Origin of the sequence: Paenibacillus sp. HGH0039, from assembly GCF_000411255.1 — a bacterium.
GTDB lineage: Bacteria > Bacillota > Bacilli > Paenibacillales > NBRC-103111 > Paenibacillus_F.
The window spans coordinates 2,429,865-2,449,159 of the sequence record NZ_KE150413.1 but is presented as its reverse complement, the minus strand read 5'-3'; the positions used below and the strand labels follow the sequence as shown (position 1 = coordinate 2,449,159).

At 55.3% G+C, this 19,295-nt stretch carries 13 protein-coding genes and 1 other annotated feature (1 of these 14 only partly in view); of the genes, 3 read left to right on the top strand and 10 right to left on the bottom strand.

The features are described from left to right. The first annotated feature begins 62 nt into the window (after positions 1-62). Positions 63-1,349, top strand: coding sequence for a serine--tRNA ligase (gene serS / locus HMPREF1207_RS25555; protein ID WP_009673886.1), 1,287 nt, complete (start codon positions 63-65; stop codon positions 1,347-1,349). 171 nt (positions 1,350-1,520) lie between these two features. Here serS and HMPREF1207_RS25550 read toward each other — a convergent pair whose 3' ends face one another. The 6 genes from HMPREF1207_RS25550 to HMPREF1207_RS25525 all read right to left on the bottom strand — a co-directional run bounded on the left by HMPREF1207_RS25550 (position 1,521) and on the right by HMPREF1207_RS25525 (position 10,492). Beyond that, positions 1,521-3,116, bottom strand: coding sequence for a response regulator (locus HMPREF1207_RS25550; RefSeq protein ID WP_009673591.1), 1,596 nt, complete (start codon positions 3,114-3,116; stop codon positions 1,521-1,523). Between the two features lie 6 nt (positions 3,117-3,122). Next, positions 3,123-5,003, bottom strand: coding sequence for a cache domain-containing sensor histidine kinase (locus HMPREF1207_RS25545; protein ID WP_231392179.1), 1,881 nt, complete (start codon positions 5,001-5,003; stop codon positions 3,123-3,125). Positions 5,004-5,146: 143 nt separating this feature from the next. Further along, entirely contained in the window at positions 5,147-6,820 is a 1,674-nt protein-coding gene (locus HMPREF1207_RS25540; RefSeq protein ID WP_009673645.1) for an extracellular solute-binding protein, read from the bottom strand. 40 nt (positions 6,821-6,860) lie between these two features. Beyond that, positions 6,861-7,685: a carbohydrate ABC transporter permease gene (locus tag HMPREF1207_RS25535; protein ID WP_370866945.1), complete on the bottom strand. Its 825-nt coding sequence runs from the start codon at positions 7,683-7,685 to the stop codon at positions 6,861-6,863. 80 nt (positions 7,686-7,765) lie between these two features. Further along, positions 7,766-8,728 carry an ABC transporter permease gene (locus HMPREF1207_RS25530; RefSeq protein WP_009673764.1) on the bottom strand — a complete coding sequence of 321 codons (963 nt, stop codon included), beginning with the start codon at positions 8,726-8,728 and terminating at the stop codon, positions 7,766-7,768. 597 nt (positions 8,729-9,325) lie between these two features. Then, positions 9,326-10,492, bottom strand: coding sequence for a polysaccharide deacetylase family protein (locus tag HMPREF1207_RS25525; protein WP_231392137.1), 1,167 nt, complete (start codon positions 10,490-10,492; stop codon positions 9,326-9,328). A 264-nt stretch (positions 10,493-10,756) separates the two neighbouring features. Between HMPREF1207_RS25525 and HMPREF1207_RS30425 the strand changes: the two genes are divergently transcribed. Both HMPREF1207_RS30425 and HMPREF1207_RS25520 read left to right on the top strand, forming a co-directional pair. Next, the gene (locus HMPREF1207_RS30425; protein WP_016424138.1) at positions 10,757-10,888 is read left to right on the top strand and encodes a hypothetical protein; all 132 of its coding nucleotides are present in this window, start codon (positions 10,757-10,759) and stop codon (positions 10,886-10,888) included. Between the two features lie 215 nt (positions 10,889-11,103). Continuing rightward, positions 11,104-13,053 carry a terpene cyclase/mutase family protein gene (locus HMPREF1207_RS25520; protein WP_009673903.1) on the top strand — a complete coding sequence of 650 codons (1,950 nt, stop codon included), beginning with the start codon at positions 11,104-11,106 and terminating at the stop codon, positions 13,051-13,053. Positions 13,054-13,089: 36 nt separating this feature from the next. Here HMPREF1207_RS25520 and HMPREF1207_RS25515 read toward each other — a convergent pair whose 3' ends face one another. From HMPREF1207_RS25515 to ileS, 4 genes are all read right to left on the bottom strand, one after another. Continuing rightward, complete coding sequence (locus HMPREF1207_RS25515; protein WP_009673631.1) at positions 13,090-13,344, bottom strand: hypothetical protein; 255 nt, start codon at positions 13,342-13,344, stop codon at positions 13,090-13,092. A 156-nt stretch (positions 13,345-13,500) separates the two neighbouring features. Then, on the bottom strand, positions 13,501-15,531 hold the full coding sequence (locus HMPREF1207_RS25510; RefSeq protein WP_009673720.1) for a penicillin-binding transpeptidase domain-containing protein: 2,031 nt from the start codon (positions 15,529-15,531) through the stop codon (positions 13,501-13,503). Positions 15,532-15,619: 88 nt separating this feature from the next. Beyond that, complete coding sequence (locus tag HMPREF1207_RS29470) at positions 15,620-15,769, bottom strand: hypothetical protein (RefSeq protein WP_155977430.1); 150 nt, start codon at positions 15,767-15,769, stop codon at positions 15,620-15,622. 156 nt (positions 15,770-15,925) lie between these two features. After that, entirely contained in the window at positions 15,926-19,006 is a 3,081-nt protein-coding gene (gene ileS / locus HMPREF1207_RS25505; protein WP_009673697.1) for an isoleucine--tRNA ligase, read from the bottom strand. A 54-nt stretch (positions 19,007-19,060) separates the two neighbouring features. Then, positions 19,061-19,295 (bottom strand) — a binding site (T-box leader); it runs 22 nt beyond the window's last position.

The following is a 19,295-nucleotide window of genomic DNA, read 5'->3' as shown; positions in this document are numbered from 1 at the left end:
GCTCCTCGTCCCATGAAGACGACGGGCGCTTTTTGTATACCCAAAAAAAGGAGTGCGGTGCCATGTTAGACGTAAAATGGATACGGGCCCATCAAGCGGAAGTCGAGTACGCAGCCCGGCACAAAGGAATCGAAGTTTCCATCCCGGAGCTTCTGGAACTGGACGAGGTGCGGCGGAGCCGGCTGGCCGAGATCGAGGCGTTGCGGCAGTCGCGCAATGCGCTTACCGAAGAAATCGGCATGCTTCTTAAGCAGGGCGATCAGCCCGAAGCCGCCCGCAAGAAACAAGCGGTGAAGGACATTCATCTGCGGCTGAACGATCTGGAGGCGGCGTACCGGTTAACCGATCAGGCGTACACGGCGGCGATGCAGCGCGTGCCGAATCCCGTGTCGCCCGATACCCCGGCCGGACAATCCGACAAAGACAATATCGAGCTGTACCGGGCAGGCACTCTCCCCGACTTCACATTCGAGCCGAAGGATCACGTAGCGCTGGGGAACCTTCATCGCATGATCGACATCCCGCGCGGCGTGAAAACAGCCGGCCCCCGCCACTATTACTTGACGGGCGCGGGAGTTCTGCTGCACCGGGCGGTTCAGCAGCTTGCTCTGGATCTGCTCACCGAGAAGGGCTTTATGCCCGTGGACGTGCCGCTGATGGCCCGCGAGGAAGCCCTTCTAAACACGGGCTACTTCCCCCTCGGGGAAGATCAGACTTTCAAGCTGGCCGATGAAGACAAATGGCTGGTCGGCACCTCGGAGGTCCCACTTGTCTCCTACTACAGCAATGAAATCGTGGACCTTGCCGAGCCTATAAAGATGGCGGCCGTCTCCCTCTGCTTCCGGAGTGAAGTCGGATCGGCCGGAAGAGACGTCCACGGGCTGTACCGCGTCCATCAATTCGCCAAGGTGGAACAAGTCATTATTTGCGAAAACAGTCTGGAGAAATCGGATGAGCTTCTGCGGGAAATTACTAAAAACGCGGAAGAATTGATGCGGCTGCTGGAGCTGCCGTACCGGGTCGTAGCGGTTTGCTGCGGGGATATGGGGCAAAAAACGTATAAGCAGGTCGACATCGAAACCTGGATGCCCAGCCGGAATGCCTACGGCGAAACGCATTCGTCGTCCAACCTGCTTGACTTCCAGGCCCGGCGTTCGAATATCCGCTACCGCAATGCGGAAGGGCGGCTGACGTACGCCTACACGCTGAACAACACCGCGGTCGCTTCGCCGCGTATTCTGATTCCGCTGCTTGAGAATCATCAGCAGGAGGACGGTTCGATCCGTATTCCCGAGGCACTGAGAAAATACATGAACGGCATCGGGGAAATCCGGGCCGTACACGAATAAAAAACTGCCGGAGAATGTCCGGCAGCCGGAGTCCCTTCCGTCAGGAAGGGACTTTTTGACGTGTACAAGAAGGTTTACGGAGCCGCCGTAATGACGAAAGCTTCCCAGGCTCCGCCGACGGAGTCCCTTTAAATAGGCCTCGTTTTACTGCTAGATGTCCGTTATTTCGGGTTATCCTTCCATGTACCGTTTGGCGCGGTATTCCTGCGGAGTGATGCCTTCTTTTTCCTTAAAAACCCGGGTAAACAGCTTCGTATTCTCAAAGCCGACCTGTTCGGCGATTTCATACACTTTGGAATGACTGCTTTCCAGCAGCTCTTTGGCCCGGGAAATGCGGATTTTTTTAAGATAGCCGACGAAATTGTCCCCGGTATATTCCTTAAAAATTTTGCTGAAATACGTATAGTTCAGCGATACATAGTTGGATACCATCGCCATGTTGAGATCCCGGGCATAATTTTCTTCCATGTATTTGACCGCCCGCTTGATTTCGATATGATCGACGTGCACTTGTTTCATCCGGCCGACGTATTCGTCCAGCAGCTCGACCAGACGTCCTGCGCAATCCGCGTATTCGTGATAATGTTCGAAATTGTCGATCGTGCCGGCTTTTTTGTATATTCTCAAAATCTCCACGGATTGCTCCCCGTACGTATGAAAAACCTGATCGAACACATCCTTGTTCAGCAGGCTGGAGACCGCTTCGACGTAGGCAACGCCTTCTTCGCGCGCTGTACGCGCGTCCAGTACATGCGCAAGCAGCGCTTTGATTTCCCCGAGCCGTCCCGTGCCGAGCTTGTTGGAAATTTGCCGGATGTGCTCGCGCGGGATTTCTCCGCGGTCCCGCTTCTCCTCCAGCTCCTCAACAAGCTGCACGCAGCCGCCGGCCGAAGCAATAAAGGTGCTGCGGAGAGCGCTCAGCGCCTCGCGGTAGGCTTCCTTGAACAGCGCCGCATCGCGCTTCTCCCGGCTGACGCCCGCGCGCAGCAGCGGGCTGCTCCCGGCCGGGACAGCGGCCCGCAGCAGGCGCAGCACGCCGTCGGCCGGCGCCAGCAGGACAAGGCTGCGGTCCTTGTCCATGAAGACGAACGTGCTCGCGCTGTTCAGAAGCGGCTGCAGGTCCCGCGGAACCAGCCGCTCCAGCCGTGCGAGCCCTTCGTCCAGCTCGCGGGGACGCAGATCCGGCGGAAAGCGCAGCAGCCCGAGCCTCCAGCCGCTGCCGTTGCCGTTGCCGTTGTCCGCGAACCCTACGGTAGCCAGCCGCTGCCTGATCTCGGATGCATCCATCTCCGGATGCATCAGAATGTAATTCAGCTGGCTCGAATGGAACGATTCAAGCTCCCCGGAGCCGGCGGAAAACTTACCCGGCTGCGCTTCCTGCCGGGCTTCCTGCCGGTCCAGCTCCTTCTCGGCCTGCCGCAAGGCTTCGTAGAGCTCTTCGCGCACGATCGGCTTCAGCAGGTAGCCCTTGACGCCGTTGCGGATCGCTTCCTTGGCGTAGGCGAAGTCGTCATGCCCGCTCAGAATAAATACGAGCGGCTTCACGGGGAATGTCTGCAGCTCCCGAAGGAGCGCTATTCCGTCCATTCCGGGCATGCGGATGTCCGTAATTACGATATGGGCGCCCGCATCGCGCACAATCCGCAGCGCCTCCTCTCCGTCCGAGGCGAGTTCAATCTCGTAAGTCCCGGCAAATTCCCTCCGGATCATGGAGGAAACCCCGAGCCGGATGTTCTTTTCATCGTCTACAATCAACAATTTGCGCATAAGCCGTTATCCCCCTCCGGTTAATGAAAGCAGCGGCAGGCTCAGGACGACCTCCGTCCAAGCCCCTTCCCTGCTCGTTATCTGCAGCCCGTACTCCTTGCCATAGTAGAGCCGGACGCGCTGGTTCACATTTCTCAGGCCGATTCCGCTGCCCTCCCGCTCGCGAAGTTCTCCGGCGGAATGCCGGTGCCGGAACGCTTCGTCCTCCATGCTCATCGTGAGTCTGAGCTCCTCAAGCTTACGCAGCGTCATCCCTCTGCCGTCATCGTGAACGCTGATGAACATGCGGCCGTCAAGCTCCCGCGCTTTCACGGTAATCACCAGCACATCTTCGCCGCCCGCCGAGCGGATTCCGTGCTTGACGGCATTTTCCACAATCGGCTGGAGAGACATCTTGGGCAGCTTCCGGTCCCAAAATCCAGGCGTAATCTCAAGCTGCAGGCGCAGCTTATCGTCATAACGGATGTTCATAATGGCGATGTAATTGCCGATATGCTGAATCTCGTCAGCCAGCCGCACATAATCGCTGGTCCACTTCAGGTTGTACCGCATCATGCCGCCGAGCGAGGTCAGGGCGTCCGAAAGCGCGTACTGCTCCCCGATTTCAGCCATCATTTTCAAATTTTCCAGCGTGTTGTACATAAAATGGGAATCGATCTGGTTTTTCAGCGAGTTCAGCTCGGCTTCCTTCGTCGCCGCCTGCTTATTGACCGCCTCCACGATGAGCTCGTTAATTTTGCGCAGCATGAGCCGGAAGTGATGAGCCAGTTCCCCCACTTCGCCTCCCCCGTGAATGTCGATGTCGAAATGAAAATTGCCCTGGCGCACTCTTTTCATGGAATTTTGCAGCACGTGAAGCTTTTTCAGAATGAGCGACAGCAGAAAATACGTCGTCACCGCCAGCAGCGCGATCAGGCCGATTACAGCCAGAATCAGGTTATTGCGCGTCTTCGCGATATCCGAAAACGGCTCCTCCAGAGAAACGATGTTCAGCATAAAGGCGCCGAGCCGGTCGAGCTTGGCGTACACGCACAAATACCGCGTTCCTTTGCTTGTAAATTCAAAGCTGCCGCCGAGGGAAGCGTCCCGGTTCAACCGGTCGAGAAATTCGGACGGCGCCAGTTTGCGGAAGAAAGCGGTATCATAAAGCGTGTGAACGGTCCCGCTTCCGTCGACGATCATCATCTGCGACTGTCCGTCCTGCACCCGGCTGAACGTCTTCGGGAAGAATAGATCGAAGAACATATCGACCTGCACGATCGCCTCATGCCGGCCTTTAACGAAGCTGACTTCCCGCAGCAGCGATACTTTCCCCCGCTCATCCATCGAGGGGACAGACGTATCCCGGATGAGATCGGGGTCCGAATGCCCGAAGATCCACTGGACAGTGCCTGAGCTTTCTTTTACTTGTTTGTACCAGGGCTGGCCGGTAACCCGGGATTCGCTGAAAAAAACCGGCCATATTTCCTTCACGTTCGCATTGTTCGTGAACAATCGGATATGAGCGAGATTCGGATTGTTAAACTGAAGACGCAGCAGGTTGTCGTAAGCGTTCCGGCGGTATTCGAGCAGCTCGTTCACTTCGAGATTGCGGTTGCTCTGCAAATATTCCGCGACGGCCGTATCGGAAACGATCAGTTGGGCGGTTCTCTCCATCGTTTCCATATGATTGTAAATATTGGTTTTCTCCACTTCCAGCATCGACTCGTTCGATTTGACAATTTCCCGGATCGTGCTCTGGTAAAAGGAATTAAACAAGTACATCGACAGCAGCACAACCGGAATCAGCATGATAAAAATATACGAGACGATCAAGCGGGTCTGCAGCGGAACGGCGCCTGCCGCCTGGATCGTCCGGGCTTTCCAGCCGGATAGCCGGCTTGTCATATCCACCGCATCACATCCTAGTCGAGTATCGGCAAAACGAAAGCCCGATCGGGCAGCACAAAAGCAAAATTATGGCAATCGGACTAGTTCCAGTATATCGCCAAAACTCCAAAAAACCCAGAAGTCTGGGTTCTTTGAAAAGCTTATTTCAAAAACTGCTGAAGCTTCTTTAGATTGTCCTCGTACACTTTCTGCCGGTACGCTTCCACCTTGGCGATGCCCGCGTTTTCGCGATCCTTCAGAAACTTGGCGAAAATCTGGTCGAATTCCCCGTCGCTCTTGGCGAGCAGCAGCTTCGGCAGCGCCTTGCCCCACAACTGGGTTACTTTGCCCGCGATGATCCCTTCCTCGGAAGTTCCCGTCGGATTCACCTGGTCGAATTGAGAAAAGCTTTTCGTTTTCCCTTTCGTCCAATCTTCCAGCTGCTTGAACGGTTCCACGGCGGGCGGTGCCCATTTCAAGTTCATCGTCGTATCCATCAGCATCCAGAATGTATAGGAGGACCCGTACCGTTTGTCGAACGCCGCACGGTCTTTGTTGAGCAGAGCGAGCGCCTCCGGTTTGAACTGGTCTTTGCCGTCAATCGTATCGTAGGAAACGCCTTTCTCTCCGAGATAGAAATCCTTCTGACCTTCTTCGCTTAGCATATACGTCAGAAAACGGATGGCCCTGGCTTTGTCCTTCACGTCTTTGGAAATCAGCGTGACCGTCCAGCCGGAAATCGTGCCCCCGCTCAAGGCGGGCGGGTCCTGCTTCGCATTGCCGGGACCGTCCACGGCGATATACACGGAGTTCGGGTCCTTGGCATACAGCACATTCTGCTGAGCGGCGAAGTCCGTGCGCTGATACATCATCGCGAAGTAGCGCCCCTGGGCGATTTTCTCTTCCATCTGCGGCCGCTTGTCGATAAAAATGTCTTTGGCGAGCAGGCCCGTCTCGTTGGCCTTGCGGAACGTTTTCAGCCATTTAACGTACTCGGGGTCCGTGGTGCGGTCGTACAGCTTGCCGTCTTTTTCCATCGGAATGGCAAGGAAGTTCTGCAGAATGGAAGAACGCTGGTTATAATCTTCCAGCGAATAGTTGCCGGTGTCCCCGAATTCGTGCAGTCCGAGCGGAATGAGCGGCTGCCCCCCAACCTCGGGAAACTTTTCCTTTGCGGCCTTCAATGCGCCGAGGAAGCCTTCCGGCGTCCGCATATCGGGCTTGCCAAGCGCCTCGTACATATCTTTGCGGACCAGGAAGGTCTGGTTCGACGTCTGTTTGTCCCCCGAAGTCTCGTAATCCTTAGGAGAGGCCGCGGCGTTCGGATAGCCGTATACGTTCCCGTCCGGCTGCGTATACCACGACACCTTGGCGGGGTCCGCCACCTTGACGAAATACGGATCGTACTGGTCGGCAAGCTTGTTGAGAGGAAGCACCATCCCGCCCTCGATCATTTTCTTGACCCCGTCCTCATACCAGCCGAGCGTGATAAAATCCGGCAGCTTGCCCGACGCGATCATCGTATTGAGCTTTTCGTTCTCGTTGCCCGCGGGTACGATGAGGTTAAGGTTCACGCCGGTTTTCTTGGTGATATACTGCGAGGTCGGATCGGCTCCCCACTTGCTCCCGAACCAGGAAAAATTCAAATACCAGTCGAACGTGACGGGCGACGTGTCGCTCTTCCACCCCGGCGCGTCCGGGTCGATCTTGATTTCGGCGGCCGTGGACTCCGGCTTGGCCGTTTCACCTCCCGCCCCTCTTTGCGTGCATGCCGCGGACGTTAAGGCCAGGACGGCGCTGAGAACCAGAGGAACCAGCCTGCTCGTTTTGCGCATAAGATCGGTCTCCTTTTACACGAATCATGAATACTTCAATCTAACCTTTGATGGAACCAATCATAAACCCTTTCACAAAATATTTTTGCAGAAACGGATAGGCCAGAACAATTGGGAGCGTAGTGACCACCATCGTCGCCAGCTTGATCGATTGGGAGGTGACGTTCTTGGCCATCCCGCCGGGAGCCGCGGCCAGCATCTGGTTCGAGCTGGATTGGGCCACCACCCTGTAAAGGAAGGTCTGGATCGGCTGAAGATCGGGATTGTTGATGTAGATCATCCCCGTAAAATAATCGTTCCACTGATAGACCCCGTGAAACAAGGCGATCGTAGCCACTACCGGCATGGACACAGGGAGCACGACTCTGCAAAAAATCGTAAAGTCGCCGGCGCCGTCGATTTTCGCCGCTTCTTCAAGCCCCGCCGGAATTTCCCGGAAGAAGGCGAGAAAAATAATCAGGTCGAAGAAATTGAACATCGCGGGAAGAATATATACCCAGAAGCTGTCCAGCAGTCCCAGGTCACGAATGAGCAGATAGGTCGGGATCAGCCCCCCGCTGAAAAAAAGCGTCACCGTGCCCAGCATCATATACACCCGTCGTCCGGCCAGCTCCCTGCGGGAGAACGCGTACGCGACCATTGAGGTGAAAAACACGTGTGCCGCGGTGCCGATTACCGTTTTTGCCACCGTAATGCCCATGGCCTTCATAATCCCCGTATTTTCAAAAACGGCCCGGTAATTGTCCAGGCTCGGCACCCTCGGCCACCAATAAATCCCGCCCTGCATCGCATCGGTCCCGTTGTTGAACGAATGGACCAGCACGTACCAGATCGGATAGAGCGTCACAAAACAGACAAGCAGCATCACGAGCCCGTTTAAACCATCAAAAATCGCTTCCCCCGCTGTTTTCCGTTTAAACAAAATCAATTCCAAGCCTCTTTTCTTCAGAAAAGTGATGTCTGATTAAATCGTTTGGTCACGTAATTGGCTCCCAGCAGAAGCCCCAGGGCAATGACGGATTTGATGAGTCCGACCGCGGTCGCGTAAGAAAACCGGCTGTTTGCGATACCCATCTGATACACATAAACGTCAATCACATTGCTAGCGCTTTCATTCAAGGAATTCCGAAGCACCAGAATCTGGTCGAAGTTGGAATTGAGCACCCCGCTGATGGCGAGAATAAACAGAATCGTGATCGTTCCCTTAATCGACGGGAGCGTGATGGCCCGCATTTTCTGAAAACGCCCCGCCCCGTCCATCGTGGCCGCTTCGTAAAGTTCCGGGGAAACCCCGGCCATCGCCGCCAAATAAATGATCGCCGACCAGCCCAGCTCCTTCCAGATGTCGGTCGAAACGACAATGCCCCAGAAATAAGCCGGTTCAGCCAGATAGGCGATCGGTTCACGAAGAATTCCGAGTCCTTCCAGGAGCTTGTTGATCAATCCCGTATCCGCCAGCCAGGTGGACAAGATCCCGCCTAGAATGACCCAGGACAAAAAGTGCGGTAAATACGAGATCGTCTGAACCGTTTTTTTGAAGCGCACCGATCTCAACTCATTCAGAAAAAGAGCGAACAGGATCGGAAGCGGGAATCCGATGACCAGCTTGAGCAAACTCATTCCGAGTGTATTCCGGATGACGGGGAGCAAGTTCTCGTCCTCCAGGAAAGCTCGGAAGTGTTCAAATCCTACCCAGGGCGCCTCGGAGACGGGCTTAATGATGCTGAAATTTTTGAAGGCGATCAAAATCCCATACATGGGTATGTAGTTGAAAATGAGAATCCAGGCGACCCCGAGAAGGGCCATCGTCTGCAGCTGGCGCTGTTTGTAAAACAGGCGTATCCAGCCTGCCGCTCCCCGTTTGCTCTGGAATGCCGCCGGCGTACGGGAGCGATTGCTGCTTGGCAAGTATCCGCACCTCCTGTCGGTTAAAGTGGAAATCCCGGTTCCTTTATTGTACAGGGGGCGGATAGCGGTCATAAGGCCTCTTTTTTTTCATTCGGGATTAAAATTTCAGGTAGCCGGACCCGAAGGACAGCCAAAAAAAGACATAAAAAAAGCGCCCTCCGGCACTGTTTCGGATCAAACTCGGAACAAACAGACACGTAAATAGGGACCCCGGTTATCCGTGATAATCGGCAGGCCCCTATGCTTGATTGAACGTATTCAATTGTCCGTTTACACTCCATTCTGCTTCATTCGTTTCCTGGGTTCCCGCATGCCTCCGCTTCGATTATTAAGGGCATGCTTCGCTAACTGGGTACAACGGATTCATCTCCCTTCCTGTAGTCTGGACTTCTGATGGTTATGGTCCTATAGGGATCACCCCTGGCTGTCAAGTTGAAGTGTTTATGTCCTTATACCCATTTAAAATTTGTGTTCCTCCTTGGCTTTATCTTACCCCAAATATTAAACTATTGTAAATATTCAGAATATATCGAAAATAGGCGAAAGAACCGTTTTACCGGTTTCATTCACCCTTTTTCTCGTATTTTCTAACATTTTCTAAGATTTTGTAAGCGTTTCAATGTTTCTTGCTTTGGCCGGAGTCAGACGCTCGAAAAATGAATTACGCAAAGGATTATGGGCGATTTGTATACCCAGCACATTCTCCAGATCCTTGAAATGAATATACACTTTGCGCGATTTTAAAAGAAGGGGATGTTTAAGCGGAATTTGTTTCCCTGCCGTTTCAATCGTTCCCGATTCCGGATCCAGCATGTAAGGCTTGCCATGAAGGTAGAACGTGATCGTACGGTCCTTGTTCCTGGCCATCGTGCCGCCCAGATCCTTCAGCGTGTCCCGCAGGGGCACGTAATTATAATCCTGGCTGAAGTCCATCACATTGCGCTGGATAGTCCGGTTCAGGACTTGGGGCGTGATATCCGGGCTTCCGGCCGTGATGCGCGAAATCTGCATAGGATCGTCGGCTCTTGTCGTCATTTCGCTGAGAACCGTGAAGCCGTACTTATACCCGACACTCTGAAGGAGCGAGGTAGCCCGGTCATCATAATAGCCGTAGGGATATGCGTAGGAATCGACTTCCTCTTCTCCCGCTTTTTTCAGTTTCTTCTTGCAGTCGAGGGCGTCGTTAACCACCCGCTTCTTATACTGTTCTTCCGTCTCCTGCTTGCCGTCCACCACAATGTTCGTCGTCAGCAGAGGTTTGCCGTTCTGTTTGTCGTGCATGCTGTCGGAATGACACTGACAGGAAATATTGGCGTCGCGATCCGTTGCGATCGTTCTCAGCTGCCGCTCGTCGAGAAAATGGAGCTTGCGCGCACGAGGGTCCGCCAGCGTTCCCGTGATCTCGAAATTAACGGCCGGAACCTGAAGCTCCTTCAGCACCGGATAAGCCTGGTCGTATAGACTTTCGTACCCGTCGTCGAACGTAACCAGGACGGCATTCTCCGGCACATTCCCGCCCGCCATAAAGCTTCTGAACTGCTGGAGCGTGATAAAGTGATAATTTTCTTTCTTCAGAAAAGTGAGCTGGCTGCGGAACAGCGCCGGTGTAATCGTGACGTTGCTCATGTCCGTATCGCTGATGTGGTGATAGAGCAGGACGGCAACCTGGTCTTTGTAGGTAAAACGCGGGGCGCTCTGGCGCACCAGGTAAATCGATCCTGCAACGAGGAGAAGAGAAAGAAAGATTTTGAGTGCTTTCATCATACTGCTTATAACCCCTTTTTCAAAATAAAGAAGACTTTATAAGGTTCCATCTGTATCCGTCCGCTTCCTTCCGCATTCGGCTTCGTAAAACATTAATTTTTTGTAACTTTTTTATCCAATTTATTCCATTATAAAAAATCCGCTTTTTCCTCCGCTCTCTTCCATTCAGGCGCTTCCCCTTACGGGCAAACACACAATCGCCATCTCTTCCTTCGTCATATGTTGTAGGGTAATGTCAATCAAATTAAGAGGAGTTGGATCGATATGGGATACGTTGGAGGAGTAGGAACAGGAGTAGGTTGCGGCGTTGGTTACGGTGGACTTTTCACTAGCACGGCGGTAATTCTGGTTCTCTTCATTCTGCTGGTTATCGTCAGCCGCACTTTCCTGTACTAAGGAACGCAATTTAAATCGACCCGAATCAGCAGACGACCGTTCGAACAGGCGCCACTAGCAGGTGCCTGTTTGTTTTTTTCGCGCCTCCCCCGGCCGCACAACTATCCGGGATTTTTTTACATACACTGATAAGAACGATTGGAAATGAAAAAAGTTACCGGTAGCCGCTGTTTATTCGATGAATACCGATTTTGTAAAAAGGGGTGTGTAATCCGATGCGTATTATGCGGGAGGTCGCTCATGCCATCCACAACCTTTCCGAATGGCTGCTGGGAAAACAGGAAAAGGACGGGACGTGGAAATTTTGCTACGACAACGGAATTTCAACAAGTGCCTATCTGATTATTCTGCTCCGCACGCTGGAAACGGAAAATGCGGACGATGAGGCGCTGATCCGACGGCTGCACGACAGCATCGTCCGTAACCAGCAGCCCGACGGCTCCTGGAAGCTGTACGCCGACGAGAAGGACGGCAATTTGGCCGCAAGCGTAGAAGCCTATTACGCCCTGCTCTTCTCCGGCTATTCGGACGACAGCAGCCCGTCCCTGGTGAACGCCCGGGCCTTTATCCGCTCCCGGGGAGGGATCACCGGCGTTACGAATGTCCTGACACGCGTCATTCTGGCCGCAACGGGGCAGATTCCGTGGCCGGCGGCGTACTCGATCCCTCTGGAGTTCCTGCTGTTGCCGGCGTCGGCTCCCTTGAGCTTCTTCGATTTGTCCGCCTACGCGCGGGTTCATCTGGCGCCCGTTCTGCTGATGGCGGACCGCAACTTCTCCGTCCGTACGAGCCGGACACCGGACTTGTCCGCGCTGGGCGTGCGCCGGGACGAGGACGGGAAGAGCGGCGCCTCTTCCGGGTCGGTGCCCGGCTCTTCCGCACAACCGGAACGCGGCCCGGGCGGGCTGCTGGCCGCCATCCAGGCGGGGATCTCGCAGCTCGCCGCGCTTCCCGGCCAGCTTCACGGGAGCGCGGTGAAGAAAGCCGAGCGGTTTATGCTCGAGCGGATCGAGCCCGACGGCACGCTGTACAGCTACGCCAGCAGCACGTGCTTGCTCGTCTTCGCGCTGCTCTCGCTCGGCTTCGAGCGCCGCCATCCGACTATCGCGCAGGCGGTAAAGGGCCTGAAGGCCATGCTGTGCGTGTCCGAAGGCAGGCTGCTTATGCAGAACGCCCCGCCCACCGTATGGGATACGGCTCTGATCGCCTATGCGCTGCAGGAAGCGGGCGTCCGGCCGGAAGCTCCCGGAATCCGGAAGGCCGCTTCCTACCTGCTCGCCAAACAGCAGCGGAAGATCGGCGACTGGGGCCGGAAGGTTTCCCATCCGGTACCCGGAGGCTGGGGGTTCTCCCCCTCCAATACGCGAAATCCGGATGTGGACGATACGACAGCCGCTCTCCGCGCGGTTAAATTTCTGCGCTCCGAAGGGACTGCCGGCCGGGAAGCGTGGAACAGGGGCTTGTACTGGATCATATCCATGCAGAACCAAGACGGCGGCTGGGCCGCTTTCGAGAAGGACACGGACGAAAAGTTGCTGACGCTCCTGCCCATGGAGGGCGCGAAGCATGCGGCAATCGATCCTTCTACGGCCGACTTGACAGGCCGTACGCTGGAATTTCTCGGCAGCACAGCGGGTCTGGGCGTTAAGCACGTCTGGATTCGAAGAGGGGCCGACTGGCTGGTCGCTAACCAGGAAAAGGACGGTTCCTGGTACGGGCGCTGGGGGATCTGCTACCTGTACGGAACGTGGGCGGCGCTGACGGGGCTGGCGGCAGTCGGCTTGGAACCGGATCATCCCGCTGTTGCCAAAGGGGTACGCTGGCTCCTGAGCGTACAAAATCCCGACGGGGGCTGGGGAGAATCGTGCGCCAGCGACATTGTGGGCCGCTACGAAAGTCTCGGGGCCAGTACCCCGTCCCAAACCGCATGGGCCCTCGACGCGCTGATCGCGGTTCATCCCCGGCCGTCGGCGGCAATCGACCGGGGCATACAGAGACTCGTCGCCGCTCTCGATGAGCGGGATTGGACTTCCTTATACCCGACAGGGGCGGGACTGCCGGGCAGCTTCTACAACACCTACGAAAGCTACCGATACATCTGGCCGCTCCTTGCCCTCAGCCATTACCGCAATAAATACGGAGAGAAGTCCGTCAAACCCGAATAACCCGCCTGGTACATCAGGCGGGTGCTTCTCTGTCCTTCAAGATTGATCTTTGGAGGAATCCGGTCCTTTTACTTCCAACAAATGCGTATACCGGTCGTACCGACCGTCAAGCTCCTCGGCCATTTCGCGGTACTTCCGGGTTTCCTCGACCACGGGATCAGTCGTAGCCTGTATGCGGATTTCCGTCTTGGCCATGAGCCGTTTTCTCGCGGATTCCTCTCTGTCTTCTTCCTTCATCTCGCCTTCCGTCAGTTTGCGGACCAGCTGTTCTTCCATTTCTTTGGCATCCATCCCGGTACACTCCTTTCCTGAATCGTCCCCGTTCGGGAAGGGAACCTCTTCTTTTATAGTACCCGGTTAAAAGAGGCCCTACACCACGCCATCCCGACCTCGCAGTAGGCGCAGACTCTCTTCTTATGCAAAGAGAGCCTTTTGCCTGCCGATAGATTAATTGATTCCGTTCGCATACTGCTGGAAGACGGCTTTAACCCTTGAAGTGATATAGCCGCTCCCTCCTCTTCCTTTTACATCCTCGATCATCATCGACACGAGAAGCTGGGGATCGGCCGCATCGAAACCGACAAACCAGCCGTTCTCCTGGCCCTCTTCCCCTTTGCTCTTTTTAAGCTCGGCCGTGCCCGTTTTACCTGCGATAAGCTTGCCCGGTACAGCCGCTCCATGTCCCACGCCGCGCGGATCCTTGACCGCTTCGACAAGATCTTTTTTCAAAAGTTCAGCCGTTTCGGGCTTCATCGCCGATGGTTTCCAGTACTTCTCCTTGCCTTTGTCTTCCTTCAAAAGCGAAGGATAAATGATATTGCCCTGATTCACAAGCGCCGAGTAAGTCAGAGCGATGTGCAGGGAAGTCATGGTCACTTCGCCTTGTCCGTAACCGGAATCGGCCAGTTGAATATCGTTTGCGATCTGCTTGTTGTACAGCTGCGAGGTGTCGAACGCATACGGCAGCGGAAGCTTCTCGTTGATGCCGAATTTGGCGGAAGCCTCGGCAAACTTATCTTTTCCCAATTCCAGAGCGGCCTGGGCGAAATAAATGTTGTCGGAGTTCGTCAGCGCGCTCTGCAGATTGACCGGACTCGCATCATGCACCCGGGTTACGTAGTAGCTGCCCCAGGATGCGTCCTTCGTCCAGCGGAGCCCTTTGATCGGCTTCTGTTCGTCGGGGTTCAGCACCCCTCCGTCGATCGTCACCGCTGCCGTAAGCATTTTGAAAGCCGAACCGGGCGAGAAAGTTTTCGTAAAGCGGTTCAGGAACGGCTTCTTGGGGTCCTCGCTGAGCTGCTTATACTGCGTGCCGGATATTCCCTTCACAAAAGTGTTCGGATTGTACGACGGACTGCTCACGAGAGCGAGTATTTCACCGGTAAGCGGCTGGATTGCGGCAGCCGATCCGGCATCTTTTTTCATCTGCTCGTAGACCAGCTTCTGGAGATTGGCGTCGATGCTGAGCGTCACGGTCTGACCCGGAACCATTTTTTTCTCGGCCAGTGTATCTTTCTCGGTGCCGTCGGCCCCCGTAATGAAGATTTTATAACCGGGCTGGCCTTTGAGCTGCTTCTCGTAGATCTGCTCCAGTCCCGCCTTGCCGATTACGTCGCCCGTACGGTAGCCTTCGCTCTGAAGCTTTTTCAGCTCCTCCGCGCTGATCTGTCCGATATATCCGGTCAAGTGAGCCGCCGCTTCGTCAAACGGATAGGTCCGGATTTCTTTGCTGCTGAACGTGACGCCGGGGAGCTTCGTGTAAGCTTCGGTTTCGCCGTCCTGAATGTACGCGAGCGGAACGAACGATTCCGGCTTCACCCAGGATGCCGACAGCTTCTGGTTGATCTCCTCCACCTTCATCCCCAGCTTACCGGCCAGCTTCGCTTTGGTCTGCTCCGCCGCATCGCCCAGCTTGCCCGGTACGACCCCGATTTGCTTGGCCGGGCCGTTATAGGCGAGCTTGTTGCCACGCCTGTCCACGATTTCGCCCCGCCCCGCTTCGGTGCTCTGGACTCTTACTTTATCCCCGTCCTTCAATTGGGGGAACAGGTAGGAAGGCGACCAATCGACCTGCCAGACGGTGTCTTTCTCTTTCTGGCCCTTCACCAGACGGGCGGTCTGATCGAATTTTACCGGACCGGCGAGCGTGTTCAGCTCCACATGAAACGGGACGGAAACCTCGTCCTTATTCTTGACCGGTTTTTGCAGTTCTTCCGGGAAAGCCGGTTTTACGGTCAAATCCGTCATTTCAATCCCTTTATAGACGCTTTCGTATTTTTTGACGAAATCGTCCTTGCTGATTTTAGTCTGCGATGCCGGTGACAGCTTGTCGTACATCGCTTCGTAATTGAGTGCTTTCCAGCCGCTCACATAGGCCTCGAAAGCGTGCTGCGGCGTTTCTTCCTGACTGCAAGCCGACAAAAGCAGCAGAAGGAGGATGCCTCCGATTCCCGCCAGCGTCTTTCCGTTTCTTATCATGAGATCGCCCCCTGAATGTTCAAATGCTTCGGTTGTTGCGGTGCTCTTCCCGTTTTCTTCTTGATTCGTGCTTGCGTATCGGCGTCGGTCAATTCCAGAGCCCCATGCCGTGCAGGACTTCTCCCGCGATTTTGCTGGCCACGCTTCCGTTTGCCTTCATATTGGCCTCTACATTAAGGGCAAATACATACTCTTGCCCGTCCTTCTTCAAGGTGTCCCACGAACCAGGCCAGCACATCGTTGCGGGGTTCCGTCATCGCCCTGACTCCTTCACGTTCCGTATCCTTCTATCATACCGCACCCGTACAAAAAAATCAGGTCCTCCCGCTTCGCGGAAGAACCTGATTCCCGATCCTGCGAGCCTCTTCGGGCGCAGCCGGCTCGTTAGCTTCGATTATTCTACCCGCATCCGGAGAGTGGACTCGCCGAGGGCGACTTCCTCCATACCTTCCGCGTTCTCGTAACGGATTTTGCTGACCAGCACGTTATCGCGGAGTACCTGTTCGTACCGCAGTAAGGCCTCTTTAAGCTGCGGATCGGCATCCAGCACAAGGGTGATGCGCCGGTCTATCGGCAGATCCAGCTTTTTGCGGTAATCCTGAACGGCGCGGACGACCTCACGGACGGCCCCTTCCTGCTTGAGCGCTTCGGTCACTTCCGTATTCAGGGCGACGGTAAGGCCGTAGCCGGATGCGGAAGCGAATCCTTGCTTCGCCGTTTTTTCCACGAGCAGTTCATCCAGCGTCAGGTGCACGCTTTCCCCTTGCATCTCCGTATCCAAAGCACCCCGGCCGACCGCTGCGGCAGCTGCTTCAGGAGAAAGATCTTTCAAATAAGCTTGCAGAGGACCGACCAATTTGCCGTATTTTTTGCCGGCCGCTTTCAGGTTCAGCTTCAAAGCAAACTGGACGAAACCGGCATCGCTTTGCTCCAGACGAACTTGCTTTACATTGATTTCCTCCTGGATGATCGCCTCAAAACGGTCCAGCGCGAACTCGCGGTCAAGCGAAATCAGAAGCTCCGACAACGGCTGGCGGGTCTTAATCGCCGTTTCGTTGCGGATGCTGCGGGCCAGTTCGACGATCTGCCGAGCCGTCTCCATCTCGCTTTCCAGCGCGGTATCGACGGCGGCTTCGTCCGCTTTCGGATAGTCGGCCAGATGCACGCTGCCTTTCCCTCCGAGATTGCCGTATACGTCTTCGGCGATCAGCGGAGCGTACGGCGCGATCATCCGCGCCAGTGTGAGCAGAACTTCGTGGAGCGTCTGATACGCCTCCACTTTGTCTTCCGGCATGCCGCTTCCCCAGAAACGGTCCCGCGAACGCCGGATGTACCAGTTGCTCAGCTCATCCACGAACACCTCGATCTGCTTCGCCGGATTAAGGAAGTCGTTCGCGTCCAGTCCTTTGACGACACTTGCGAGCGTGCTGTTCAGCCGCGACAAAATCCAGCGGTCCAGCTCATTACGCGGCGGTTTCCGCTCGAACGAACCCGGATCAAAGCCGTCGATATCGGCATACAAGGCAAAAAACGCATGCGTATTGTGAATCGTATCGATGATCTTCGATTTTGCTTCCGCGACGATCTGCTTGGAGAAACGTTTGCTGTTCCAAGGTGCACTATCCGACAGAAGCGCCCAGCGGAACGCATCCGTCCCGAACTCTTCGATAATGTTCCACGGGTCGAGGACATTGCCTTTGCTCTTGGACATTTTCAGCCCGTTCTCGTCCAGCACGTGCCCCGTTGAAATGACCGCCTTGTACGGCGCCCGGCCGTTATACAGCGTAGAAACCGCCAGCAGGCTGAAAAACCATCCGCGCGTCTGGTCGATGCCTTCGCAGATCATATCGGCAGGATACTGCTCGTTGAACGTCTTCTCGTCTCCGAACGGATGGTGATACTGGGCGAACGGCATCGAGCCGCTGTCAAACCAGACGTCGATCACTTCCGGCGTTCTTTCCATCACCCCGCCGCACGAACAGCGGAGCTTGACGTCATCCACGTAAGGCTTATGAAGCTCAAGACTCTCATCCACGGGATCGACGGCACGATCACGCAGCTCTTGGTGGCTTCCCGGAGCAAATTCCTCTCCGCAATCCCCGCATACCCATACGTTAAGGGGAGTTCCCCAGTACCGGTTGCGGCTGATATTCCAGTCCACCAGCTCCTCCAGGAATTTCCCGAAACGGCCTTCACGGAGATGGCCCGGATACCAGCTCACTTCGTTGTTGTTCGCGATAAGCTGGTCCTTGACAGCCGTCGTCCGGATAAACCAGCTTTCCATCGCGTAGTAAAGCAGCGGCGACTTGCAGCGCCAGCAGAACGGATAGCTGTGCTCGTAACGTTCTTTGGAGAAGAGCAGTCCGCGTTCAGACAACTTTTTCACGATATCGACGTCGCAATCTTTCACAAAACGACCCGCGAAATCGGTAATTTCCGCAGCGTAGGTGCCATCCTGCTTCACGACATGGACGAAATCGATCCCATGCTGGCGTGTAGTGCGGTAATCGTCTTCCCCATGCGCGGGCGCGATATGCACAATCCCCGTTCCGCTCGAGTCGCTGACATAATCGGCGTCTACGACCAGATGGCCTTTGTTCAGGTTCAAATAACCGAAGGGCGGCTCATACGCGGTTCCGACGAACTCGGCCCCTTTATGCACGGAGAGGACCTCCGCTTCTTCTCCGAAAACTTTTTCGGCGAGGTTCTGCGCCGTCACGTACACGTCACCGTTATGCTTCACTTTGACATAGTCGAGATCCTTGTTTACCGCGAGCGCCACGTTCGCCGGAAGCGTCCATGGGGTCGTCGTCCATGCAAGAAAATATTCGTCCGCGGCCTTGCTCTTGAACTTGACCGTGGCACTCAGATCTTTGACGTCTTCGTAGCCCTGCGCTACTTCGTGCGAGCTTAGCGTCGTCTGGCAGTCGGGACAGTACGGGCTGACACGGTGGCCCTTGTACAGAAGCCCTTTCTTGTGAATGGTCGACAGCACATGCCAGACGCTCTCGATGTAATCGTTCGTCAGCGTCACGTACGGATGCTCCATATCGGTCCAGTAAGCGATGGCTTCGGTCAGCTCGCGCCACTGTTTTTCATATTCGAACACGCTGTTCTTGCACGTTTCCACAAATTTGGCGACGCCGTATTCCTCGATCTCCTGCTTGCCCGAAATGCCCAGTTGCTTTTCGACGCCCAGTTCGACCGGCAGTCCGTGCGTATCCCAGCCGGCCTTGCGGACGACGCGGTAGCCGGACATCGTTTTGTAGCGGCCGATAAAATCTTTGATGACCCGGCCGAGCATATGCCCGATATGCGGCTTGCCGTTAGCGGTAGGCGGACCTTCGTAAAAAACGAAGTTCGGCTTGCCTTCCCGGTTCTCGATCGAACGGCGGAACGTATCGCCCTCCCTCCACTGGTTCAGGACCCGCAGCTCCCGGGTTCTTGCTTTTTCTTTGACATCCACTTTGTTCATGTTCCGTCATCCTCTCCGACTTCGTTTCTTAAAACGACAAAAAAATCCCGTCCCGTAAGGGACGAGATTGTATCTCGCGCTACCACCCTTGTTCCGCCAAAGCCTTGTGGATAAAAGCCATGCGGCACCTCGTCTGCGTACGATCATACGCGTCCCTTGTAACGGCGGGATCCCGGGTCAGCTTACTAGCCTGCTTCAGCTTTCCTTCTCGGAGAGGATTTTCTGCTCATTCTTGTCCATTGGCTTTCAGCGCGGGGCCAACTCTCTGGGGAACAAGGGATCAGCGTAC